Origin of the sequence: Microbacterium sp. As-52, assembly GCF_049949185.1 — a bacterium.
In the GTDB taxonomy this organism is placed as follows: Bacteria; Actinomycetota; Actinomycetes; order Actinomycetales; family Microbacteriaceae; genus Microbacterium; species Microbacterium maritypicum_A.
In genome coordinates this window covers 585,153-606,762 of sequence record NZ_CP188171.1, presented here as the reverse complement: position 1 = coordinate 606,762, position 21,610 = coordinate 585,153, and the positions used below count along the sequence as shown (strand labels likewise).

General features: G+C 69.3%; 23 protein-coding genes. 14 read left to right on the top strand and 9 right to left on the bottom strand.

The genetic code is table 11. The features are described 5' to 3' along the window. Positions 1–38 precede the first annotated feature (38 nt). Both ACLFA2_RS02960 and ACLFA2_RS02955 read left to right on the top strand, forming a co-directional pair. A complete protein-coding gene (locus ACLFA2_RS02960) occupies positions 39–1,514 on the top strand; it encodes an ABC transporter permease (protein WP_426622011.1) in 1,476 nt (491 codons plus the stop codon). Between the two features lie 89 nt (positions 1,515–1,603). Next, the gene (locus tag ACLFA2_RS02955) at positions 1,604–2,329 is read left to right on the top strand and encodes an ABC transporter ATP-binding protein (protein WP_426622010.1); all 726 of its coding nucleotides are present in this window, start codon (positions 1,604–1,606) and stop codon (positions 2,327–2,329) included. Between the two features lie 74 nt (positions 2,330–2,403). On the opposite strand, the gene gndA is transcribed toward ACLFA2_RS02955, so the two are convergent. Both gndA and ACLFA2_RS02945 read right to left on the bottom strand, forming a co-directional pair. Beyond that, the gene (gene gndA / locus ACLFA2_RS02950; protein WP_426622457.1) at positions 2,404–3,813 is read right to left on the bottom strand and encodes an NADP-dependent phosphogluconate dehydrogenase; all 1,410 of its coding nucleotides are present in this window, start codon (positions 3,811–3,813) and stop codon (positions 2,404–2,406) included. A gap of 101 nt (positions 3,814–3,914) precedes the next feature. After that, entirely contained in the window at positions 3,915–4,805 is an 891-nt protein-coding gene (locus tag ACLFA2_RS02945; RefSeq protein ID WP_347125211.1) for an NAD(P)-dependent oxidoreductase, read from the bottom strand. A gap of 99 nt (positions 4,806–4,904) precedes the next feature. On the opposite strand from ACLFA2_RS02945, the gene ACLFA2_RS02940 reads away from it, so the two are divergent. The 7 genes from ACLFA2_RS02940 (at position 4,905) to ACLFA2_RS02910 (ending at position 11,426) form a co-directional block, all read left to right on the top strand. Beyond that, positions 4,905–5,963, top strand: coding sequence for a D-2-hydroxyacid dehydrogenase (locus tag ACLFA2_RS02940; protein WP_021199729.1), 1,059 nt, complete (start codon positions 4,905–4,907; stop codon positions 5,961–5,963). 54 nt (positions 5,964–6,017) lie between these two features. Further along, positions 6,018–6,806 (top strand): IclR family transcriptional regulator, encoded by a 789-nt coding sequence (locus ACLFA2_RS02935; RefSeq protein ID WP_021199728.1) that lies wholly within the window; start codon positions 6,018–6,020, stop codon positions 6,804–6,806. A gap of 146 nt (positions 6,807–6,952) precedes the next feature. Beyond that, a complete protein-coding gene (locus ACLFA2_RS02930; protein WP_426622009.1) occupies positions 6,953–8,371 on the top strand; it encodes an MFS transporter in 1,419 nt (472 codons plus the stop codon). After that, positions 8,368–9,153: an SDR family oxidoreductase gene (locus ACLFA2_RS02925; RefSeq protein WP_426622008.1), complete on the top strand. Its 786-nt coding sequence runs from the start codon at positions 8,368–8,370 to the stop codon at positions 9,151–9,153. Before ACLFA2_RS02930 ends, ACLFA2_RS02925 begins: the two co-directional genes overlap by 4 nt. Beyond that, complete coding sequence (locus ACLFA2_RS02920; RefSeq protein WP_426622007.1) at positions 9,153–9,884, top strand: fumarylacetoacetate hydrolase family protein; 732 nt, start codon at positions 9,153–9,155, stop codon at positions 9,882–9,884. The genes ACLFA2_RS02925 and ACLFA2_RS02920 overlap by 1 nt, the downstream gene beginning before the upstream one ends. Before the next feature lie 16 nt (positions 9,885–9,900). Further along, the gene (locus tag ACLFA2_RS02915; RefSeq protein WP_426622006.1) at positions 9,901–10,938 is read left to right on the top strand and encodes a zinc-binding dehydrogenase; all 1,038 of its coding nucleotides are present in this window, start codon (positions 9,901–9,903) and stop codon (positions 10,936–10,938) included. Further along, the gene (locus ACLFA2_RS02910; RefSeq protein ID WP_136025217.1) at positions 10,935–11,426 is read left to right on the top strand and encodes a gluconokinase; all 492 of its coding nucleotides are present in this window, start codon (positions 10,935–10,937) and stop codon (positions 11,424–11,426) included. The genes ACLFA2_RS02915 and ACLFA2_RS02910 overlap by 4 nt, the downstream gene beginning before the upstream one ends. 43 nt (positions 11,427–11,469) lie before the next feature. Here the strand turns inward: ACLFA2_RS02910 and ACLFA2_RS02905 are convergent, their stop codons facing one another. After that, on the bottom strand, positions 11,470–11,595 hold the full coding sequence (locus tag ACLFA2_RS02905) for a hypothetical protein (protein ID WP_017828452.1): 126 nt from the start codon (positions 11,593–11,595) through the stop codon (positions 11,470–11,472). Between the two features lie 223 nt (positions 11,596–11,818). Between ACLFA2_RS02905 and ACLFA2_RS02900 the strand changes: the two genes are divergently transcribed. Further along, the gene (locus ACLFA2_RS02900) at positions 11,819–12,433 is read left to right on the top strand and encodes a 50S ribosomal protein L25/general stress protein Ctc (RefSeq protein WP_021199722.1); all 615 of its coding nucleotides are present in this window, start codon (positions 11,819–11,821) and stop codon (positions 12,431–12,433) included. A gap of 98 nt (positions 12,434–12,531) precedes the next feature. Then, the gene (pth, locus tag ACLFA2_RS02895; protein ID WP_021199721.1) at positions 12,532–13,113 is read left to right on the top strand and encodes an aminoacyl-tRNA hydrolase; all 582 of its coding nucleotides are present in this window, start codon (positions 12,532–12,534) and stop codon (positions 13,111–13,113) included. 27 nt (positions 13,114–13,140) lie between these two features. On the opposite strand, the gene ACLFA2_RS02890 is transcribed toward pth, so the two are convergent. Beyond that, on the bottom strand, positions 13,141–13,824 hold the full coding sequence (locus ACLFA2_RS02890) for a hypothetical protein (RefSeq protein ID WP_240750725.1): 684 nt from the start codon (positions 13,822–13,824) through the stop codon (positions 13,141–13,143). Between the two features lie 21 nt (positions 13,825–13,845). After that, on the bottom strand, positions 13,846–14,823 hold the full coding sequence (gene trpS / locus ACLFA2_RS02885; RefSeq protein WP_029260555.1) for a tryptophan--tRNA ligase: 978 nt from the start codon (positions 14,821–14,823) through the stop codon (positions 13,846–13,848). A 72-nt stretch (positions 14,824–14,895) separates the two neighbouring features. On the opposite strand from trpS, the gene ACLFA2_RS02880 reads away from it, so the two are divergent. The 3 genes from ACLFA2_RS02880 to ACLFA2_RS02870 are packed head-to-tail and all read left to right on the top strand — an operon-like array spanning position 14,896 to position 16,852. Then, a complete protein-coding gene (locus ACLFA2_RS02880; RefSeq protein WP_426622005.1) occupies positions 14,896–15,537 on the top strand; it encodes an SRPBCC family protein in 642 nt (213 codons plus the stop codon). After that, positions 15,534–16,217 carry a DUF4166 domain-containing protein gene (locus tag ACLFA2_RS02875; RefSeq protein WP_021199717.1) on the top strand — a complete coding sequence of 228 codons (684 nt, stop codon included), beginning with the start codon at positions 15,534–15,536 and terminating at the stop codon, positions 16,215–16,217. The genes ACLFA2_RS02880 and ACLFA2_RS02875 overlap by 4 nt, the downstream gene beginning before the upstream one ends. Further along, positions 16,214–16,852 (top strand): DUF4166 domain-containing protein, encoded by a 639-nt coding sequence (locus tag ACLFA2_RS02870; RefSeq protein WP_051667892.1) that lies wholly within the window; start codon positions 16,214–16,216, stop codon positions 16,850–16,852. The genes ACLFA2_RS02875 and ACLFA2_RS02870 overlap by 4 nt, the downstream gene beginning before the upstream one ends. Here ACLFA2_RS02870 and ACLFA2_RS02865 read toward each other — a convergent pair. From ACLFA2_RS02865 to sdhA, 4 genes are all read right to left on the bottom strand, one after another. After that, the gene (locus tag ACLFA2_RS02865) at positions 16,846–17,685 is read right to left on the bottom strand and encodes an exodeoxyribonuclease III (protein WP_029265719.1); all 840 of its coding nucleotides are present in this window, start codon (positions 17,683–17,685) and stop codon (positions 16,846–16,848) included. The two genes, ACLFA2_RS02870 and ACLFA2_RS02865, sit on opposite strands and share 7 nt — an antisense overlap. 10 nt (positions 17,686–17,695) lie before the next feature. Then, positions 17,696–18,901, bottom strand: coding sequence for a YihY/virulence factor BrkB family protein (locus ACLFA2_RS02860; RefSeq protein WP_426622004.1), 1,206 nt, complete (start codon positions 18,899–18,901; stop codon positions 17,696–17,698). Positions 18,902–19,007: 106 nt separating this feature from the next. Next, a complete protein-coding gene (locus tag ACLFA2_RS02855; RefSeq protein ID WP_021199713.1) occupies positions 19,008–19,775 on the bottom strand; it encodes a succinate dehydrogenase iron-sulfur subunit in 768 nt (255 codons plus the stop codon). 2 nt (positions 19,776–19,777) lie between these two features. Further along, entirely contained in the window at positions 19,778–21,604 is a 1,827-nt protein-coding gene (gene sdhA, locus ACLFA2_RS02850) for a succinate dehydrogenase flavoprotein subunit (RefSeq protein WP_021199712.1), read from the bottom strand. Positions 21,605–21,610 lie beyond the last annotated feature (6 nt).

Below are 21,610 nucleotides of genomic sequence, written 5' to 3'. Positions count from 1 at the left end.
CGATCTCGCCCCGCGATGGCCGCGGCGGAAGGAGAGAGATGTACGGAACGTATCTGCGGCGCGAACTCGCCGGCCGCAAGAAGCAGACGATGATCGTCGCGATCGGGCTGGCGATCGCGATCGCCCTCGTGATCGTCGTCAACGCCCTCACGGCGGGAGTGCGGGACGCGCAGGCGCAGGCCCTCGCCTCCGTCTACGGAGTCGGCACCGACCTCACCGTGACGGGCGAGCCCGCCGAACCCGGCCAAGGCGAAGGGCCGCGCTTCGACTTCGACGCGGATGCGGGTCAGAGCGACGGCGAGACCACCACGCTCGCGCAGTCCACGCTGCGGACCGATCTCCTGCGCGGCACGCTCGACTCATCGGTGCTCGACACCGTCGCCGCCACGGACGGGGTCACCGCGGCATCCGGGGCGCTCAGCCTCACGAACGCCACCTTCTCCGGTGAGGTGCCCAGCGGTGGATTCGCTCCGCAGGACGGCGAGCAGCCGGCCGCGCCCGAGGAGGGGCAGACCGCACCGGACGCCGGACAGGGCGGCGGAGGAGGAGGATCCTTCGGAGTCGACTCCTTCTCGGTGCTCGGCATCGACCCCGCAGCGACCTCGGTCGGTCCACTCGCTTCGGCCGAGGTGACGGACGGACGCGGATTCGACGCCGATGATGCCGAGGCGCTCGTCGCCCTCGTCGACAGCACCTACGCGGGTACCAATGAGATCGCGGTGGGAGACACGATCGATGTCGCCGGCTCCGATGTGGAGGTCGTCGGCATCCTCGGTTCGACCTCGGACAGCGCGGATACCGCCGCGAACGTCTATCTGCCGCTACGCACCGCGCAGACGCTCGCCGGAGTGGACGACGTCATCTCCACCGTCTACGTGCAGGCGGATTCGGCCGATTCGATCGAGGCCGTGCAGTCCGCGTTGGCCGACGCGCTCCCCGATGCGACCGTCACCTCGCAGTCCGAGCTCGCCGCGACCGTCTCCGGTTCGCTCTCCAGCGCGACCGCACTGATCACGAACCTCGGCACCTGGCTCTCGATCATCGTGCTCGCCGTCGCCGTGCTGCTCTCGGTGCTGCTCACCCTGTCGGGCGTCGGGCGTCGCACCAGGGAGTTCGGAACGCTCAAGGCGATCGGCTGGTCGAACGGCAGGGTCGTCCGTCAGGTCGCCGGAGAGTCCATGGTGCAGGGGCTGATCGGGGGAGCGGTCGGCCTCGTCCTGGGTATCGCCGGCATCGTGCTGATCAACGTCCTGAGGCCCACGGTCGCTGCGAGCGGTGCGAGCCAGGGCGCGGGTCCCGGTGCCATCGGCGGGGGCATGGGCGGGGGACCGACCGGAGGTGGAGGGATGCTCCAGACCGCCGCGGCGGATGTCGTGCTCCAGGCGCCGTTCACCCCCGGGGTGCTGGTCGCCGCCGTCGGTCTCGCGGTGCTCGGCGGACTCGTCGCCGGAGCGTTCGGCGGCTGGCGCGCCGCGCGTCTCAGCCCGGCGGAAGCCCTGCGGTCGGTCGCATGATCACCGCACGCGCGGGCGACGTCCGGCACGACCCGCCACCCCCGATCCGAACAACCCGGAAGCCGACGACCCACGAGCAGGAGACGCACATGACCATCGCAGACCTCGAGCAGACGGCGCCCCGAGGCGGGCACGCGCAGCCGATCTACCGCGTCACGGGCGTGACCCGGACGTACACGCAGAAGGGGCGCATCGTGAAAGCGCTGACCGGTGTGGACCTCGACATCATGCCCGGCGAGTTCGTCACGATCCAGGGCCCCACCGGCGGCGGCAAGTCCACGCTCCTGCAACTGCTCGGTGCGCTCGACACGCCGACGACGGGTTCCGTCCTGCTCGACGGCCGCGAACTCGCGTCGGCCTCGGCGAAGGAACTCGGACGCCTCAGGGCGGAGGAGCTCGGATTCGTGTTCCAGGGGTTCAACCTGATCCCTACGCTCACGGCCACGGAGAACGTCGACATGGCGCTCGAGCCCCTCGATCTCGACAAGGGAGAGCGGCGCATGAGGGTCGCTGAGGCTCTCGCCCACGTCGGTCTCGACGACAGAGGCGACCATCGGCCCTCCGAGCTCTCCGGGGGTCAGCAGCAACGCGTCGCGATCGCGCGCGCCCTCGTCAAGAGGCCGCGGGTGCTCCTGGCCGACGAGCCGACGGGCAACCTCGATGAGAGCATGCGCGACGAGATCCTGACGCTTCTCGAATCGCTGTGCGCCGAGGGGATCACGATCATCGTGGTGACGCACGACTCGGCGGTGGCGCGACGCGCGACACGGCGTCTGCGCCTCACGAAGGGTGTCGTCCAGGACATCACGAGGTAGGCGGCGGGATGGCACCACCATGATGCACGAAGGGCCGGGTACCTCGCGGTATCCGGCCCTTCGACGACGGGACGTCAGTGCGTGTCTTCCGCCTCGATCTCGGTGCGGTCGCCCGACCAGAGCGTGTGGAACGTGCCCGGCTTGTCGATGCGCTTGTAGGTGTGCGCACCGAAGAAGTCGCGCTGTCCCTGCACGAGCGCCGCGGGGAGGCGGTCGGCGCGGATGCCGTCGTAGTACGACAGCGACGACGAGAACGCCGGAGCCGGGATGCCCGCCTGGGCCGCGGTCACGACGACGCGACGCCACGATGCCTGGCCACGCGTGAGCGCCTCGGCGAAGTACGGTGCGGTCATCAGCACGGGCAGGTCGGGGGTCGCCGCGTAGGCGTCGGCGATCCGGTTGAGGAACTGGGCGCGGATGATGCAACCGCCGCGCCAGATCTTCGAGATCGCGCCGAGGTCGATGTTCCAGCCATACTCGGCCGCCCCCGCCCGGATCTCGTCGAAGCCCTGCGAGTAGGCCACGATCTTGGAGGCGTAGAGCGCCAGGCGCACATCCTCGATGAACTGCTCGGTGTCCTCGGTCGAGACCGTGAACTCCTCGTCGGGGCCGGGGAGGCCGCCGGCGACGGCGCGCTGCTCGGGGTGCGAGGAGAGCGAGCGGGCGAAGGTCGCCTCGGCGATGCCGGAGACGGGGACGCCGAGCGAGAGCGCGGTCTGCACGGTCCAGGCTCCGGTGCCCTTGGCGCCGGCCTGGTCGAGGATCACATCGACGAGCGGCTTGCCGGTCTCGGCGTCGATCTGGCGGAGCACCTCTGCGGTGATCTCGATCAGGTACGACTCGAGCTCGCCCTTGTTCCACTCGGCGAAGATCTCGGCGATCTCGGCCGGCAACTTGCCCGTGCCACGGCGGATGAGGTCGTAGGCCTCGGCGATGAGCTGCATGTCGGCGTACTCGATGCCGTTGTGCACCATCTTGACGAAGTGCCCGGCGCCGTCGTGGCCGACGTGCGTGACGCACGGCTCGCCCTCGGCGATCGCGGCGATCGACTTCAGGATCGGTCCGAGCGTGACCCACGACTCGTCAGAGCCGCCGGGCATGATAGAGGGGCCGGTGAGGGCACCCTCCTCGCCGCCGGAGATGCCGGCGCCGACGAAGTTGATGCCGGTCTCGCGGACCGCCTTCTCGCGACGGATGGTGTCGGGGAAGTACGCGTTGCCGCCGTCGACGATGATGTCGCCCGGCTCGAACACCTCGACCAGCGCGTCGATCACCGCATCGGTCGGGCCGCCGGCCTTGACCATGATGATCGCGGTGCGCGGCTTCTGGAGCGAGTCGGCGAACTCCTGGTAGGTGTGGGCCGGGACGAATCCGGCCTCGGGGTGCTCGTCGAGGAGCGTCTGGGTCTTCTCGTAGCTGCGGTTGAAGATCGCCACCGTGTTTCCCTCGCGGCTGGCGAGGTTGCGGGCGAGGTTCGATCCCATGACGGCGAGTCCGACGACTCCGATGTTCGCTGATGCTTCGGGCACAGAAGGCTCCTCGATCGTGAAGAAGGGGTGGTTTCAGCGTATCGCTGTACGGGAGGTCAGTGGCCACCTGTGTCACGAGAGGCGATGAAGCGTCGTGACACCGCGATGTCGCGGTCTCCGAGCCCGGCGGCGACCAGTTCGTCGAAGGCCGCACGCAGGGTGGGCAGCAGGATGGGCGAGGTGCCGGTGGCTTCGGCGATGTCGGCCGCGAAGCCGAGGTCCTTCACCATGTACTGCGCGATGCCGCTGGGGGAGTCGTCGCCGGTGACGAGCTTCTCGCGACGACTGTCGAGCAGGCGCGAGCCGGCGTAGCCGCCCGAGAGCAGCGACCAGAGCGCATCGAGGTCGAGTCCGGAGCGCTCGGCCAGCACGGTGGCCTCGCCGAGCGCCATGATCGTCGCCGACACCACGAGCTGGTTGCAGGCCTTGGCGACCTCGCCGGCCCCGAGTGGTCCGAGCAGCACAGGGGTTCCGCAGGGCGCGAGCACCTCGGCGGCGACGGCGGCATCGTCCGGGTCGCCGCCGAGCATGATCGAGAGGGTCCCGGCGACCGCTCCGTCTTCCCCACCCGAGACCGGGCAGTCCACGATCCTGACCCTGCCGCCCGTCTGCGCTCCGACGCGGTCCGCGAGCGCACGGACGGCGGGAGCAGACGAGGTGGACCCGATGAGGATGAGCAGGTCTCCGGCGTCGGCGAGCAGCCCGTCGGGACCGTCGAGCATGGCTTCGAACGGGGGGAGGTCGGGCAGCATCATGAGCAGGACGTCTACTCTGGAGGCGAGCTCGCGTGGTGTCGGCGCCCACGAGGCGCCGGCGGCCAGCAGTTCCGGCTGCGGGCGGCGCGCATGGATGACGAGCCCCCCGCGGGCGGCGAGCAGGCGGTCGGCCATGGGGCGGCCCATGGCGCCGAGGCCCACGACGCCGACGGTGACGGATGAGATGCTCATGCGCACACGGTAGCAACAATCCAACAGATAGAACAGTGTCCAACAGGATGGAACTGGGCTAAGGTGAGGGATCCAGACTTCCCGAGGGAGGGGACCAGTATGACGGGGACCGAGAAGAAACTGCGCGCCGTCGTGGCGGTGCCGCTGCCGGAACGCCTGTGTCGACTGATCGAGGAACTCGAGCCTCGCCTCGAGGTGGTCCGCGATCACACGCTCGTGCCGCCTATGCGCGGACCGGCCGACTGGTCCGGCGACCCGGAGTACGTACGCACGCCGAGCGCGCAGCAGGCGTTCGATGAAATGATCGACTCCGCCGACGTGCTGTTCGGGATCCCCGACGTGGACGCGGCGGCGCTGGCCCGCACCGTGGCCGCGAACCCGCGTCTGCGCTGGGTCATGACGACTGCCGCCGGTGGCGGGGCCTCGGTCAAGGCCGCGGGTCTCGAACGGGCGCAGCTCGACCGCGTCGTGTTCACCACCAGTGCCGGTGTGCACGGGGGCCCGCTCGCGGAGTTCGCGGTGTTCGGTGTGATGGCGGGCGCGAAGAACCTCCCGCGCCTGCTCGCCGATCAGGGGACGCGTACCTGGCCGGACCGCTGGGAGATGCGTCAGCTCGACGAGATGACGGTGCTGGTCGTCGGTCTGGGCGGCATCGGCACGGAGTGCGCGCGACGCTTCCATGCGCTCGGCGCACGGGTGTGGGGGACGACGCGCTCCGGGCAGCCGGTGGCGGGAGTGGATCGCCTGGTGCCGCTGGACGAGCTGACCGACGCGGTGGCCCACGTCGACGCGATCGTCGTCACCCTTCCGGGCACGGCGCAGACGCACCATCTGATCGGCGCCGACGTGTTCGATGCGGTCAAACCCGGTGCGATCATCACCAACGTCGGCCGCGGCACCGTGATCGACGAGAGCGCTCTGCTCGGTGCGCTCGACGACGGCCGCGTGGCCTTCGCCGCGCTCGACGTCTTCGAGCAGGAGCCCCTCGACGGTGCGTCGCCGCTGTGGTCGCATCCGAACGTGCTCGTGAGCCCGCACACCGCCGCCCTCAGCTCCAAGGAGGAGGAGCGGATCGCCCGTCGCTTCGCGGAGAACGCGGCGCGCCTGCTCGATGGCGAGCCGCTGACCGCCGTGGTCGATACGGTCGAGTTCTACTGATCGGCCCACAGGTGATCGAGCGCCTGTGGCTCCCCGCTGTCGGAAGGTGCGGCCATGGATGATGACACCCGCGAAGGGCGCGACCCCGCACCTGCCGTGACCCGCAGCATCCGCCTGCTCGGCATCCTCGCCGAGTCCGGGGGTCCACGAACGCTCACCGAGCTCGCGGGGGAACTCGGGCTGGCGAAGTCGTCGACGGCGAACCTCTGCCTGGCGCTCGAGGCCGGGGGCATGATCGATCGCACCCCGCAGGGCTATCGTCTCGGGGTGCGCACGGCCGAGCTCGGTGGTGCGTTCGCTGCCCAGTTCAACCAGGTGCGGGAGTTCTACAGCGTGTGCGAGGCCTCGCCGCAGCTCGCCTCCGAGCTGGTCCAGGTCGCGATGCTCGATGGCACCGATGCGCTGTATCTCGCGCGACATGAGGGGTCGCGCTCGCTCCGGCTGGGCACCCCGCTCGGCTCGCGGCTTCCGGCGCCGCTGTCGGCCACGGGGCGCGCGCTCCTGGCGGCGATGAGTGACGCGGAAGTAGTCGAGCTCCTGGGTGAGGATGCCGTCTTCCCGCAGCTCACCGAGCGGAGCGCGACGACCATGCCGGGGCTGCTGGAGGTGCTGGCGACCGCCCGTCGACGGGGCTGGGCGCTCGATGCCGAGGAGTCCTTCCGCGGCATCGTCGGCGTCGCGGTGCCTCTGGAAGGCTGGGCGCCGACGGACCCGCCGCTCGCGCTCGGTGTTGCGATCCGTGCCGCCGAGGCCGACTACGAGCGCATCGAGCGGGTGGGTGAGGCGCTGCGGGAAGCCGCCGCCGCGCTGACGAACCCCTTCAGCTCAGCCGTTCGGCACTGACGCCCTCCTGTGCCCCATCGCGCTCGCAGGGCGCGGTGGTCTTTTTGCGTGCCTGCATCGGGACCAGATGTCGGTCCAAAGGGTTGAACGCAATCCAACGGGCTGGTACAGTCGGGGAACGCCGCAGGCGAAGCCGATCGAAGGAGATGGCCGTGACAGACCCCCGCACCTCACCCCGAGCAGCGTCCGATGACCCGGAATACGCGGCGAACCTGCGCCGCGCGACCCTCGCGTCGAGCATCGGCAGCGCGCTGGAGTACTTCGATTTCGCGCTCTACGGCCTCTCCACGGCGCTGATCTTCAATGTGCTGTTCTTCCCGCAGGATGACCCGGCGATGGCGACGGTCGCCGCGTTCGCGACCTTCGGCGTCGGATTCCTCGCGCGTCCGTTCGGCGGCCTGTTCTTCGGCGTCCTGGGTGACAAGCTCGGGCGCAAGTGGGTCCTGGTCGCGACCATCGTGCTGATGGGCGGCGCCTCCACCGCGATCGGACTGCTGCCCACCTACGCGGCGATCGGCGTGTGGGCACCGATCCTGCTGGTGCTGATGCGGCTGCTGCAGGGTTTCGGAGCGGGTGCCGAGCAGGCGGGGGCGACGGTGCTGATGGCCGAGTACGCGCCGGTGAAGCGCCGGGGCTTCTTCTCGGCACTCCCGTTCGTCGGCATCCAGGCGGGCACACTGCTCGCCGCGGTGGTGTTCGGCCTGATCACGCTGCTCCCCGAGGACCAGCTGCTGAGCTGGGGATGGCGCGTGCCCTTCCTCGCCTCCTTCGCACTGATCCTGCTCGCGCTGTTCATCCGGATGCGGCTGCGCGAGACGCCGACGTTCGTCGAGCTCGAGAAGCACGAGCAGATCGCCGACCGCCCCATCAAGGAGATCTTCACCCACGGCCTGCCCGGCGTGATCGTCGGCGTGGGGCTGCGGATGGCCGAGAACGGCGGCTCGTACATGTTCCAGACGCTCGGTCTCGCCTTCTTCGTCACGGTCGTCGGCGACAACGCCGACAAGAGTCTGCTCACCTGGGGCGTCACCCTCGGCTCGCTGATCGGCGTCTTCTCCGTGCCGTTCACCGGCCACCTCTCCGACCGCTTCGGGCGCCGTACCGTCTACCGCTTCGGAGCGGTCTTCATGCTGATCTACACGTTCCCCGCGTGGTGGCTGCTGTCGCTCGGAAACTACGCCGTGGCCATCGGTGTGATCGCGATCGGCATCGGCGTCGCCGTGAACAGCATGCTCGGACCGCAGTGCGCCATGCTTCCCGAGCTCTTCGGAAACCGTCACCGCTACCTGGGCGTGGCGATGGCCCGCGAGATCTCGGCCGTGCTCGCCGGTGGCCTCGCCGGTGTCCTCGGTGCCTACCTGATCGCGGTGAGCGACGGCAACTGGGTGCTCCTCGCCATCTACATGGCTGTGCTGGCCCTCATCACCACCGCGTCGACATTCCTCGCTCCCGAGACGCTCCGCCGTGACCTCACCCGTGTCGACGACGCGATCAAGGTCTCGCGCGGGGAGGGCGGCGACGACGTGTTCGCCACCACGGTGTCGATCAAGGCCGTCGGACGATGACGGCGCTGCCGGCGGGACTCGCCGCTTTCGATCTGACCGGGCGCACGGCGTTCGTCACCGGGTCGAGCCAGGGGATCGGCAGGACTCTGGCCGAGGGGCTCGCAGGCGCGGGCGCGACCGTCGTCGTGCACGGGCGGGATGCCGCGAAGGCGCAGGCGGCGGCGGGAGAGATCGCGCAGGGCACGGGAGCCGTCGTGCACAGCGTCGTCTTCGACGTGACCGAGGCGGCGGCGGTGGATGCCGGCATGGGCGAGGTGGAGCATCTGGTCGGCACTCCCGACATCCTCGTGAACAACGCCGGTGTCCAGCGCCGTGCGCCGATCGCCGAGTTCGCCGACGAGGATTGGGATGCCCTCGTGCAGACCAACCTCTCCAGCGTCTTCCACCTGTCGCGACGGGTCTCCGCCGGGATGATCGCGCGTGGCTCGGGCAAGATCATCCAGATCGGCAGCGTGCAGTCGCAGCTCGCCCGCCCGTCGATCGCGGCGTATGCGGCGACCAAGGGCGCGATCGTGATGTTCACGAAGGGGCTGTGCGCCGATCTCGCCCCGCACGGTATCCAGGCCAATGTGATCGCGCCCGGATACTTCGCCACCGAGCTCACGAAGGCTCTCGTCGCAGACGAGCAGTTCTCCGAGTGGGTCCGCGCGCGCACACCCGCCGGGCGCTGGGGTGACACCGCGGACCTCGTCGGGGCCCTGCTGTTCCTCGCCAGCGGCGCGAGCGACTTCGTCAATGGACAGACGCTGTTCGTCGACGGCGGTATGACGGCGGTCGTCTGATGCGCCTCGGACGCGTCGCCACCACGGGAGGCCCCCGGTGGGTGCGGCAGGCGGCCGACGGCTTGATCCCGGTGACGGATCCGTTCGTCGCCTTCGCCGAGGGGCAGGAGCCGGAGGATGCCGGGCCGCGCATCGAAGGCACGGTCATCGCGCCGGTGGATCCGCTGGTGATCGTCGGCATAGCCCAGAACGGACCCGCCCACGTCTCTCCCGTGCAGGCGTGGCTCAAGAGCCCGCGGACGGTGACCGCCGGCGGTGTCGACGTCGTCCTGCGCCGCGATGCGGGCGGCCAGGTCGCCGAGGGGGAGATCGCGGTCGTGATCGGCCGCCCGACCCGGGGGCTGACCGCGCAGACCGCGCACGAGTACGTGCTCGGGGTCACCGCGGTGAACGACCTCTCGAGTCCGGAGCGCGCGGCGTTCGATCCGCGAAATTTCGAATCGAAGTCGGGGGAGGGGTACACGCCGCTCGGCCCCTGGATCGACACCGCAGCCGGGATCGACGATGTGCGCCTCCAGGTGGAGGTCGACGGACGCCCGGTCGCCGAGACCGGAAGCCGGCAATTGCCGATGTCGATCCGCGACTGCCTCGCCTACGTGGCCGCGTGGTCGCCGCTCGGCCCGGGCGATGTCGTCATGACGGGTGCTCCGCACTCGCAGGCGCCCGTGGGGCCGGGGCAGATCGTGACCGTCAGAGTGGCGGAGATCGAGTTGGTCACGGCTTTCGTGTGACCGAGGAAGGAGCGCGGTGAACAACCTCGCCGTGATGGCGCACGCCGCCGAAGACCTGCGGATCGAAGACATCGGCGCCCCGGCGCCCCGATCGGACGAGGCCGTCGTGGGCATCGCCTACGGGGGCATCTGCGGATCCGACCTCCACTACTGGCAGCACGGCGCGGCCGGTGCATCCGTGCTGCGCGAGCCGATGATCCTCGGGCACGAGGTGTCCGGGGTCGTGGCCGTCGCTGCGGCCGACGGCACGGGACCGGCCGTCGGCACCCCCGTGGCCGTCCATCCGCTCACCGCGCACGGCGACGGCCGCACGCCCTGGCCCCCCGAGCATCCGAATCTCGCACCGGCCTCGACGTATCTCGGGTCGGCGATGCACCTGCCGCACACGCAGGGAGCCTTCGCGCGGCGCGTGGCTCTCCCCGCGCGTATGCTGTATCCGCTTCCTTCCGGCCTCGACCTGCAGACGGCGGCGCTGGCAGAGCCCGCAGCCGTCGCCTGGCACGGGGTGCAGAGGGCGGGGGATGTGCGCGACCGGCGAGTGGTCGTGATCGGCGCCGGACCCATCGGTCAGCTCGTCGCCGCCGTCGCCCAGCGTGCCGGCGCGTCCTCCGTGACCGTCACCGACCTGCAGCAGCGGCCGAGGGAGATCGCCGAGGCGCGCGGGATCCGAGCGATCGATGCGCGGGCCGAGACCGAGATCTCCGAGCTGTATGCCGATGTCGTGATCGAGTCGAGCGGAACGGTTCCGGGGCTCGACGCCGCCGTCTCCGCTGCTGTCCGAGGGGGCACGGTGGTGATGCTGGGGCTCCAGCGCGGGGGCGCGGTTTCCGCGCCGATGGCCACGGCGATCACTCGCGAGCTCACGCTGCGGGGGTCCTTCCGCTTCGGCGCGGAGTTCGGCGAGGTCATCGCCGCCCTCGCCGATGGCAGCCTCGACGTGCGCGGTATCATCAGCCAGGTGGTGCCTGTGGACGACGCGCTCGACGCGTTCGCACTGGCCGCCGACCCCGCGAGTTCCTGCAAGGTGCTCGTCGACTTCGGCGGGGAGGCATGAGTGTGCGCGTCGTCGTGATGGGCCCGAGCGGTTCGGGCAAGTCGACCGTGGGTGCGTTCCTTGCCGAGAGCCTCGGTGCGCGCTTCATCGACGGCGATGATCTGCATCCGGCCGCGAACGTCCGCAAGATGGCGGCCGGGGTGCCTCTGGACGACACGGATCGGCTGCCCTGGCTCCGTCTGGTCGGCGAGACGCTGCAGAGTGAGGACCGCGTCGTCGTGGCGTGCTCGGCGCTCAAGCGCGTCTATCGCGACGTCATCCGGACCGGAGCGCCCGAGACGTTCTTCGCCGAACTCGCTATCGGTCGCGCGGTGCTCGAGGAGCGGATGCGGCTGCGGGCCGATCACTTCATGCCGGCGGCGCTCCTGGACTCGCAGCTCCAGACGCTCGAATCGCTCGAGGCCGATGAGGCCGGAATCCGGGTGGACGAGTCGGCGGACGTCCTGACCGCGGCCGCCGTCATCGCCGAAGCGGCACAGCGGCGCTGAGAGTTCGGGGCAGAGCGTGCGGAAACGGCTCTGCGACCGGCGGTCAATCCTTGCGGTATCCCGAGCGTCCCATCGCGAACAGCGCGATGAACGAGGTGACGGCTGCGCACACGGTCATGGCGCCGATCAGCCAGAGGAGTGCGTGCGAGAGGAAGGCGCCGTCGAGCATGGGGGTTCTCCGTGTTCTGCAGAAAAAGGACCGGTGTCCTCAGCCTATCGGGTCATCCGGTACCATTGAGGCTGTACCTCGGCGAGGGATGCTTCTGCGCGTGCGCGAACATCCGTTATCGACGCGGCGAAGCAAGCCCGGTGGCTTTCCTCCTGCGTCAGCGAGTTCGAAAATTCCAAGACCACCGCGCGGCGCCTTCGCTGCGTGTCCCGAAGGAGAACCCATGTCTGAAGACACCAAGGTCCAGGCCGAGCTCCGCGAGAGCTTCGGCAAGGGCTTCGCCCGCCGCCTCCGCGCCGCCGGCAAGATCCCCGCCGTCATCTACGGCCATGGCACCGAGCCGGTGCACGTCGCGCTGCCGGGCCACCAGGTCTCGCTCATCATCCGTCGCGCCAACGCGCTTCTCGAGCTCGACATCGAGGGCAAGGGCCAGCTCGCCCTCGTCAAGGACGTCCAGCGCGACCCGGTGCACCAGATCATCGAGCACATCGACCTGCTCGTCGTGAAGAAGGGCGAGAAGGTCGCCATCGACGTCCCGATCGTCGTCACGGGCGAGTCCGCTGCCGGCACCATCGTCAACCTCGACGCGACCACGCTGTCGATCGAGGCCGAGGCCACGCACATCCCGCAGAACATCGAGGTCTCCGTCGAGGGACTGGAAGAGGGCGCGCACATCACCGGCGCCGACGTGAAGCTCCCCAAGGGCTCCACGCTGCTCTCCGACCCCGAGGTCCTCGTCGTGGCGATCTCGGTCCCGGCTGCACCCACCGAGGATGACGAAGAGGCCGCCGAGGCCGGCGAGGCCACCGAGGCTGCCGAAGAGGCCGCCGCGGAGTGACCTCCGACTGATTCATCACAGAGGGGACGCGATCCGATCGCGTCCCCTCTGTCGTATCCTGACCGGGGCTGCGCACCCGGCGGGGAGAGGACGACGACATGGCATCGACCTGGCTCGTGGTGGGGCTCGGCAACCCCGGCCCGCGATACGAGGCCACGCGACACAACATCGGGCAGATGGTGGTCGATGAGCTGGCATCGCGGCGCGGCGAAGCCTTCCGTGAGCACAAGGGCGGAGCCCGCGTCGTCGAGACGTGGGTGCGCCCCGGCGCGGACAAGCTCGTGCTGGCCAAGCCGAACACCTTCATGAACGTCTCGGGGACCCCGGTGGCGGCGCTGGCCCGGTTCTACTCGGTGCCGCCGGAGCAGGTGATCGTGGTACACGATGAACTCGACATCCCGTTCGACACGGTCAAGCTCAAGACCGGGGGAGGACACGGCGGACACAACGGTGTCCGTGATGTCGCACGGGCGCTGAGCACTGCCGACTTTCCGCGTGTGCGGGTGGGCATCGGCCGTCCGGTCGGGCGTCAGGATCCCGCGGACTGGGTGCTCGCCCCGTTCGGCAAGGAAGAGCGGCCGAACCTGCCGATCCTCATCGCGGACGCCGCCGACGCGGTCGAGCTGCTGGTCGACGAAGGCCTTCTCGCGGCACAGCAGAAGCACCACGCGCCGCGCTGAGACGGCCGCTGCGGGGTCGTGGCGCGGTCAGGCCGTATAGGTCGACAGGCCCGTCGCAGCGCCCGCGGTCAGCGCGACGACCAGGGCGATGAAGAAGATCACCGACGCCAGGACGGCGACCACGAGAGCGGCGATTCCCGCGCCGCGGCCACGCTTCTTGGCGATCGCGACGATACCGAGCACGATCGCTGCGATGCCGACGACGGTCCCGATCCAGAAGGAGAGCTCCGCCCAGAGCACCTGATCCCGCACAGGGGTGAGCACGCGGAGATCGTCGGCGGTGACCGATGCGCCGTTCGGGAGGAACCGACCGATCTCGAACGCGCTGATGCCCACGACGATCGCCGGCACCACGGCCGCGACGAGCGCGAGAACCAGCGCAAGTGTTCCGAAGAGTCCGGAGGTGGACGGTGTCGCGGCGTCGGGCACCTGATAGGCGCCGGCCGGGGTGGCGTAGCCGCCGACAGGCACCTGGTAGGCCCCGGGAGGGGCTGCCGGATACCCGGGCGCGGGCGCTGCCGGGTAGCCGGAGGGCGTTGCCGGAGGATACGGCGCACCCGCCGGGGGATACGCGGGAGCTGCCGGAGGATACGCGGGAGCTGCCGGAGGGTACCCGGGGGCGGTCGGCGGCGGGAACGCGCCGGTCGCGGGGGACGCAGACGGGTCGGAGGGTACGGCACCGGGCGGGGGAGGCAGCTGCGGATCAGTCACGCCCCCATCCTAAGGCGAGGCTCAGACGCGCCGGAGCAGACCCACCCGGTCGTACACGTCGGAGAGGGTCGCGTCGGCGACGGCGTCAGCGCGCGCGGCGTTCTCCGCCAGGATGCGATCGAGCTCGGCAGGATCGTCGAGCAGCTCGAGGGCCCTGGCACGCACCGGCTCGAACTCGTTCACGACGACCTCGGCAAGACCCTTCTTGAAGTCGCCGTAACCGCGACCCGCGTACTCGTCCTCGATCGCGGCGACCTGGCGCCCGGTGAGGGCCGCGTAGATCGTGAGCAGGTTCGAGACGCCGGGCTTGTTCTCGCGGTCGAACCGCACCGATCCCTCGTTGTCGGTCACCGCACGCATGATCTTCTTCGCCGACTTCGCCGGGTCGTCGAGCATCCACAGCACGCCGGCATCGCTCTCGGCCGACTTCGACATCTTCGACGTCGGGTTCTGCAGGTCGTAGATTCGCGCGGTCTCCTTCTGGATGACCGGCATCGGCACGGTGAAGGTCTCACCGAAGCGCGAGTTGAAGCGCTCGGCGAGGTCGCGCGTGAGCTCGACGTGCTGCTTCTGGTCGTCACCCACCGGCACCACGTCGGTCTGGTACAGCAGGATGTCGGCGGCCATCAGCACCGGGTAGGTGAACAGTCCGACGCTGGTCGAGTCCGCGCCGTACCGCGAGGACTTGTCCTTGAACTGGGTCATCCGGCCGGCCTCGCCGAATCCCGTGATCGTGCTGAGGATCCACGCGAGCTCGGCGTGTGCTCGCACATGCGACTGCACGTACAGCGTCGACAGCGACGGCTCGATGCCGGCCGCGATGTACTGGGCGGCCGTGCGACGCGTCTTCTCGCGGAGCTCGGCCGGATCCTGCGCGACCGTGATCGCGTGCAGGTCGACGACGGAGAAGAACGCGTCGTAGGAGCTCTGCAGGTCCCGCCACTGGAGCAGCGCGCCGATGTAGTTGCCGATCTGGAGGGAGTCGGCGGAGGGCTGCATTCCGGAGTAAAGGCGAGGTTTCGTCACGGAGTCAATCCTATGGGGTGCACGCCGTGCCCCTACGATGGGCGCATGGCCTCCGTATCCCCGCGTTCACGGTCGCGAGGGGATCGGGCCCTCTATGTCGAGATCCTCATCGTCGCGCCCCTGGACGAGGTGTGGCGGCTGACGCAGGATCCGGCCTCGCACGTGCGCTGGGATGCGCGTTTCAGCGACATCGTGCCGCAGCGCACCCGATCAGACGGTGCGCAGGACTTCCGCTACGAGCTCGATCTGGTGGTGCACACGATCCGCGGGACCGGCGTATCGCACGCCACGAAGGAGAGCCCCTCGGGAGAGCGCACCTCCGCGCTGCTCTTCGACACCGACGATGCGCTCTCGCCGCTCGGAACCGGGCGCGGCTACTGGCGCTACGTGCCGACGGAGAAGGGCGTGCGATTCCTCACCGGCTACGACTACGCACCGGGATGGGGATGGCTGGGACGCGTTCTCGATCCGCTGGTGACCCGACGGTTCGTCTGGTGGCTCACCGCCCGCAGCTTCGATCGTCTCCGGTTGTGGGCCGAGCTGGGCATACCTCCGGAGGAGACCAGCGGCTGGCGGTCGCTCCGGCGCGGGTACCGACCACGCGCACGCAACTGCCTCTCGCGCCCCCGGCGCACCGGGCGGACCATCATGGAGGACGCACCGGTATCCCTCGAGGAGATCGCATGACGACCGGGACCGGGATCTTCGAGCGCGCACTGGGAGCCGACTTCGCGCGCCTCCATCCGCAGCTGCAGCGCCGCTTCGGGGTCGGCGTGGACGCCGGATACGGCTGCATCGGACGCGGGGTGATGTCCGAGGTCCGGCGAGGCCCGTGGTGGACCCTGCCTTTCCTGCTCATCGGCACGTTCCGCAACATCCTGTTCCCCGAGCGGGGGCGGGATGTGCCGTTCCGGATCGACAACCTGGCCTACGTCGACGACTTCGGTCGCGAGACCGTGACCTTCGTGCGGACGATGGACGTGCGCCCCGGCCGCCGCCGCCGATTCGACGCGACCATGATCTACAGCGACGCACGTCGACGGGTGGTCGACTATCTGGGTACGCACCAGCACCTGGCCGTCGACCTCGATCTGGCCGTCACCGACGACGGCGGGCTCCTGCTCACCTCGGGCGCACAGCGCTTCTACGAGGGGCCCATCGCCTTCCGCTTCCCGATGCTCTTCAGCGGGCGCGCTCGGCTCATCGAGCGCTACGACGACGAGCAGGAGCGGTATCTGATCGACCTCGAGATCCACAACGATGTCTTCGGGTTCCTGTTCGGCTACCGCGGTGCCTTCACCTGCGAGTTCGTCGGCGGACCGGCTCCGGAGACCGTCAAGCCGTACCGCGAGGAGATCCGCGAGTGACCGCGCGCGGAGCCGCCTTTCTCGAAGCGCTGGGGGAGGAGGCGGAGAGGCTTCATCCCGAGATCCTGGCGCAGATGCGCGTCGAGGCGAGGAACGACGGAGCCGAGGGGGTCTTCGCGGTCGCCGGCAGCCGGTTCGGGCGCCTCGCCGCCCTCGCGTCGCCCCTCGTCGGGCCGCGGCTGCTCGTCACGCGGTTCGGCCGCGACGTGCCCTTCCGGATCGATACCGTGTCCGGTCGATCGCCCTCGGGGCGGCCGACGCTCGACACGGTCCGGGAGTTCCGTTTCGCCGACACGACACAGCACGTCGTCGACCGGCTCTTCGCGACGGGACATCCCGGCCTCGTCCAGAATGCGCTGGGGTCGAGGGGTCGGGTCGAGATGCTCGAGAAGTGCTCGGTGACCGACGACGGTGCGCTGCGTATGCGCACTCGGGCCGTCGCGCTGCGTCTTGGGCGATGCAGGATCGCGCTACGCGGGATTCTCCGCATCGACGTCGATCTCGTGGACGGCTGGGACGACACTCACGACCGACGCACCATCGAGATGCGCGCGACGAGTCCCGTGCTCGGGACCGTCCTGGAGTACCGGGGATGGTACCGCTACGCGGATGCCACCCCCGGCGCCGCTCAATAGCGGTAGTCGACGACGACGGGCGCGTGGTCGCTCCAGCGCTGGTCATAGGCCGCAGCGCGCGCGACGTGGTAGGTCTCCACACGCTCGGCGAGTGCAGGCGTCGCCAGGTGGTAGTCGATGCGCCACCCGGAGTCGTTGTCGAACGCCTGCCCGCGCATCGACCACCAGGTGTACGGTCCGTCGACCTCGCCGTGGAACTTCCGCCCCACGTCGATCCAGCCGAGGCCGGTGCCCACGGTGCCGTCGACACCGGAGACCTCCGCGCCGGCCTCGCCGAGGAACCGATCGAAGTACGCGCGCTCGCGGGGAAGGAAACCGGCCTTCTTGCGGTTTCCTCGCCAGTTCTTGATGTCGAGCTCGCGGTGTCCGACGTTCAGGTCGCCGGTCACGAGGGCGAGGGCGCCGTCGGCGCCGAGTTCAGCGAGCCGCGTGCCGAACGCGTCGAGGAACTTCCACTTCTCATCCTGCTTCGGGGTGTCGGCCTCGCCGGAGTGCACGTAGGCGCTCACCACGGTCAGCGGACGGTCGCCGATCAGGTAGTCGGCCTCGATCCATCGCCCCTTGGAGTCGAAGTCGTCGGGTCCGAAGGCCGTGCGCGAGGCCAGCGCAGGCGTGCGGCTGGCGATGGCGACGCCGGCACGTCCCTTCGCGGTGGCCTCGTCGTGGACGAGCGACCAGCCGGGGAGCGCGGCCTCGAGATGCTCGTCCTGCCCGCGCACCTCTTGCAGCGTGAGGATGTCGACTCCGGCGTCGTCGAGCCAGGAGCTCATCCCGTTGCGAGCCGCCGCTCGGATTCCGTTGACATTGACCGTGGCGATACGCAGATGAGGCATGGTCACAAGCCTAACGAGCGCTGCCGACATCCCGTCCCGGTCGGTGCAGTTCGGAGAGCAGACGCTGGGCGAGCGGCGTGCTCGGATCGGGCGGCGGGGGAGGAGAGGCCTCGAGGTCGGCGAGCTCCTGCTCCGCGTCGCGCACGGCCTTCGCCGCGCTCCACACGCGGTACCAGGGTGCGGCTTCACGTGCGGCATGGGCTTCGCGCACGCGGATGCGCGCAGCCGTCAGCAGGGCCTGATACTCCGCCATGCGGCGCTCGGCCTCGGTCAGCGTGAGGAGGGGCAGGTCGCGGTCCTGTGCAGCGACCGCGATCCACGAGGAGGCCACCAGCATCACCACGCCGTTGATGCGGAACCAGAGCAGCAGACCGATGAAGATCGCGAACGTCGCGAGCAGCGGGTTGGACGGGGTGTAGCTGAGGAGGAACCCCGCACCGAACTGCAGGATCGTCATCGCGCCGCCGCCCAGGAGAGCGCCGGGCCAGATCGTCTGCCAGTGCAGGGAGGTCCCGGTGAGGAATCGGACCATCGCCGCCAGGGCGCCCGACATCAGCGCGAAGGAGACGATGACGGCGCCGATGCGGATGAGGATCACCCCGTTCGAGCTGGAGTCCCAGCCGAGCAGACCTAGGAACCAGCTCAGGATCGCGGCGCTCGCCGAGCTGAGGACCGAACCGGCCACCAGGGAAGCTCCGAAGATCACCGCCGCGAGCAGGTCGCGCGCCTTCAGGATCACGTAGCTGCGGCGATCGGGCGGCAGACCGAAGATGTCTCTGGTCGCACGACGAGAAAATGTGACCCAGCCGATCGCGGTCCAGACCACGGTGCCGAGCGCGATCAGACCGGTGACGCTCAGCACTCCGGTGGTGCTCGCCGCGATGTCCTTCACCTGATCGGGCGTGACCACACCACCCTCGGGAAGGATCAGATTGGGGATGTAGCTGTTGATCATCGCGATGAGGGCGTCGACGGCTTCATCGCTGCCGCCGAGCCAGAGTCCGGCGATCGCGAAGGCCAGGTAGATCGCGGCGAAGATCGCGAAGAGGGCCTGGTAGCTCACGCCCGCGGCGAGGAGGAATCCGTTGTGCTGCAGGAAGTGGCGCCAGACGCGCACGGGGAACAGCCCGAGGGTGCGCTGCGTCAGCGCGGTCGCGCGCTCGACGGCCGCATCGAGGCGACCGGGGTCGGTCGCAGAGCCATCGGGTTCGGACACCTCCCCACCCTATCCAAGAGCGGAACGGACGTGAGCAGGGCAGGAACGCAGAACAGGCGGCCCCGGAAGGGGACCGCCTGTTCTCGCGTTGTTGCCTGTCGCGGCGTCAGGGGCGACCGCGGAGCACGGCCTGCTTGACCTCGGCGATCGCCTTGGTCACCTCGATGCCACGGGGGCAGGCCTCGGAGCAGTTGAAGGTGGTGCGGCAGCGCCACACGCCTTCCTTGTCGTTGAGGATGTCGAGGCGGACAGCCGCGTTGTCGTCACGGGAGTCGAAGATGAAGCGGTGCGCGTTGACGATCGCCGCCGGCCCGAAGTACTGGCCGTCGGTCCAGAACACGGGGCACGACGAGGTGCACGCGGCGCACAGGATGCACTTGGTGGTGTCGTCGAAGATCTCGCGGTCGGCGATGGACTGGACGCGCTCCTTGCCCTTCTCCGGAACGGAGCTGGCGACGAGGAACGGCTGCACCTCGCGGTACGACGCGAAGAACGGCTCCATGTCGACGACGAGGTCCTTCTCGAGCGGCAGACCCTTGATCGCCTCGACGTAGATCGGCTTCGAGATGTCGAGGTCCTTGATCAGCGTCTTGCAGGCCAGGCGGTTGCGGCCGTTGATGCGCATGGCGTCGGAGCCGCAGATGCCGTGGGCACACGAGCGCCGGAAGGTGAGCGAGCCGTCGACCTCCCACTTGATCTTGTGCAGGGCGTCGAGCACGCGGTCGGTGGAGTAGAGCTCCACGTCGTAGTCGACCCAGTGCGGCTCGGAGTCGACCTCCGGGTTGAACCGGCGGATGTTGAACGTGACGATGAAGGACTGGATGCCGGTCTCTTCGGTCGTGTCGGCAGGTGCCTCTGCGATGGCGGTCGACATGCTCAGTACTTCCTCTCCATCGGCGGGTAGTTGAACTCGCCCTGATCGTTCTTCGTGAAGACGACCGGCTTCCAGTCGAGCTTGATGTGGTCGCTCGGCGTGGAGGAGTGCGGATCACCGGTCAGGTAAGCCATGGTGTGCTTCATGTACTTCTCGTCGTTGCGCTTCGGGAAGTCGTCGCGCATGTGGCCGCCGCGGCTCTCCTCGCGGTTCTGCGCGGCGTAGACGACGACCTCGGCGATGTCGAGGAGGAAGCCCAGCTCGACGGCTTCGAGCAGGTCGGTGTTGAACCGCTGACCCTTGTCGTCGACGTGCACGTTCTTGTAGCGCTCACGCAGCTCGGCGATGACGCCGAGCACGTGCTGGAGGGAGTCGTGCGTGCGGAACACCTGCGCGCCCTTGTCCATCTCGTCCTGCAGCGTCTTGCGCAGGACGGCGATGCGCTCGGTGCCCTGGTTGTTGCGCAGGTCCTCGAGCATGCCCGACACGAAGCCGGCGGGGTTCTCGGGGAGGGGGACGAACTCGGCGGTCTTGACGTACTCGACGGCGTTGCGGCCGGCGCGCTTGCCGAAGACGTTGATGTCGAGCAGCGAGTTGGTGCCGAGGCGGTTGGCGCCGTGCACCGAGACGCATGCGCACTCGCCCGCGGCGTAGAGGCCGGGGACGACGGTGGTGTTGTCCGCGAGGACCTCGCCGTCGTTGTTGGTCGGGATGCCGCCCATCGCGTAGTGCGCGGTGGGCATCACGGGCACGGGCTCGACGACCGGGTCGACACCGAGGTACGTGCGGGCGAACTCGGTGATGTCGGGGAGCTTGGTCTCGAGCACCTCGGCGCCCAGGTGCGTGCAGTCGAGCAGCACGTAGTCCTTGTGGGGGCCGGCGCCGCGCCCGTCCAGGACCTCCTGCACCATGCAGCGCGCGACGATGTCACGCGGGGCGAGGTCCTTGATGGTGGGGGCGTAGCGCTCCATGAAGCGCTCACCGGAGGCGTTGCGCAGGATCGCGCCTTCGCCTCGTGCGCCCTCGGTGAGGAGGATGCCGAGACCGGCGAGCCCGGTCGGGTGGAACTGGAAGAACTCCAGGTCCTCGAGGGGGAGTCCCTTGCGCCACACGATGCCGACGCCGTCACCCGTGAGGGTGTGCGCGTTCGAGGTGGTCTTGAAGATCTTGCCGAAACCGCCGGTCGCGAAGATCACGGCCTTGGCCTGGAAGACGTGCAGCTCGCCGGTGGCCAGGTCATATGCGACGACGCCGGAGACCTGGGTCTTGCCGTCGGCGTCCTTCACCGTGAGCAGGTCGAGCACGTAGAACTCGTTGAAGAAGTTGATGCCGAGCTTGACGCAGTTCTGGAACAGCGTCTGCAGGATCATGTGGCCGGTGCGGTCGGCGGCGTAGCAGGCCCGGCGGACCGGGGTCTTGCCGTGCTCGGCCGTGTGACCGCCGAAGCGACGCTGGTCGATCTTTCCCTCGGGCGTGCGGTTGAACGGGAGGCCCATGTTCTCGAGGTCGATGACCGCGTCGATGGCCTCCTTCGCGAGGATCTCGGCAGCGTCCTGGTCGACGAGGTAGTCGCCGCCCTTCACGGTGTCGAAGGTGTGCCACTCCCAGGAGTCCTCTTCGACGTTCGCGAGGGCTGCCGCCATGCCGCCCTGCGCCGCACCGGTGTGCGAGCGCGTGGGGTACAGCTTGGAGATCACCGCGGTCTTCGCGCCAGGGCCCGCTTCGATGGCGGCACGCATGCCCGCTCCACCGGCTCCCACGATCACGATGTCGAACTGGTGGTAGTGCACGCCGTCACGGACGACGGAATCCTGCGTCTCGGTAGTCACTTCTCG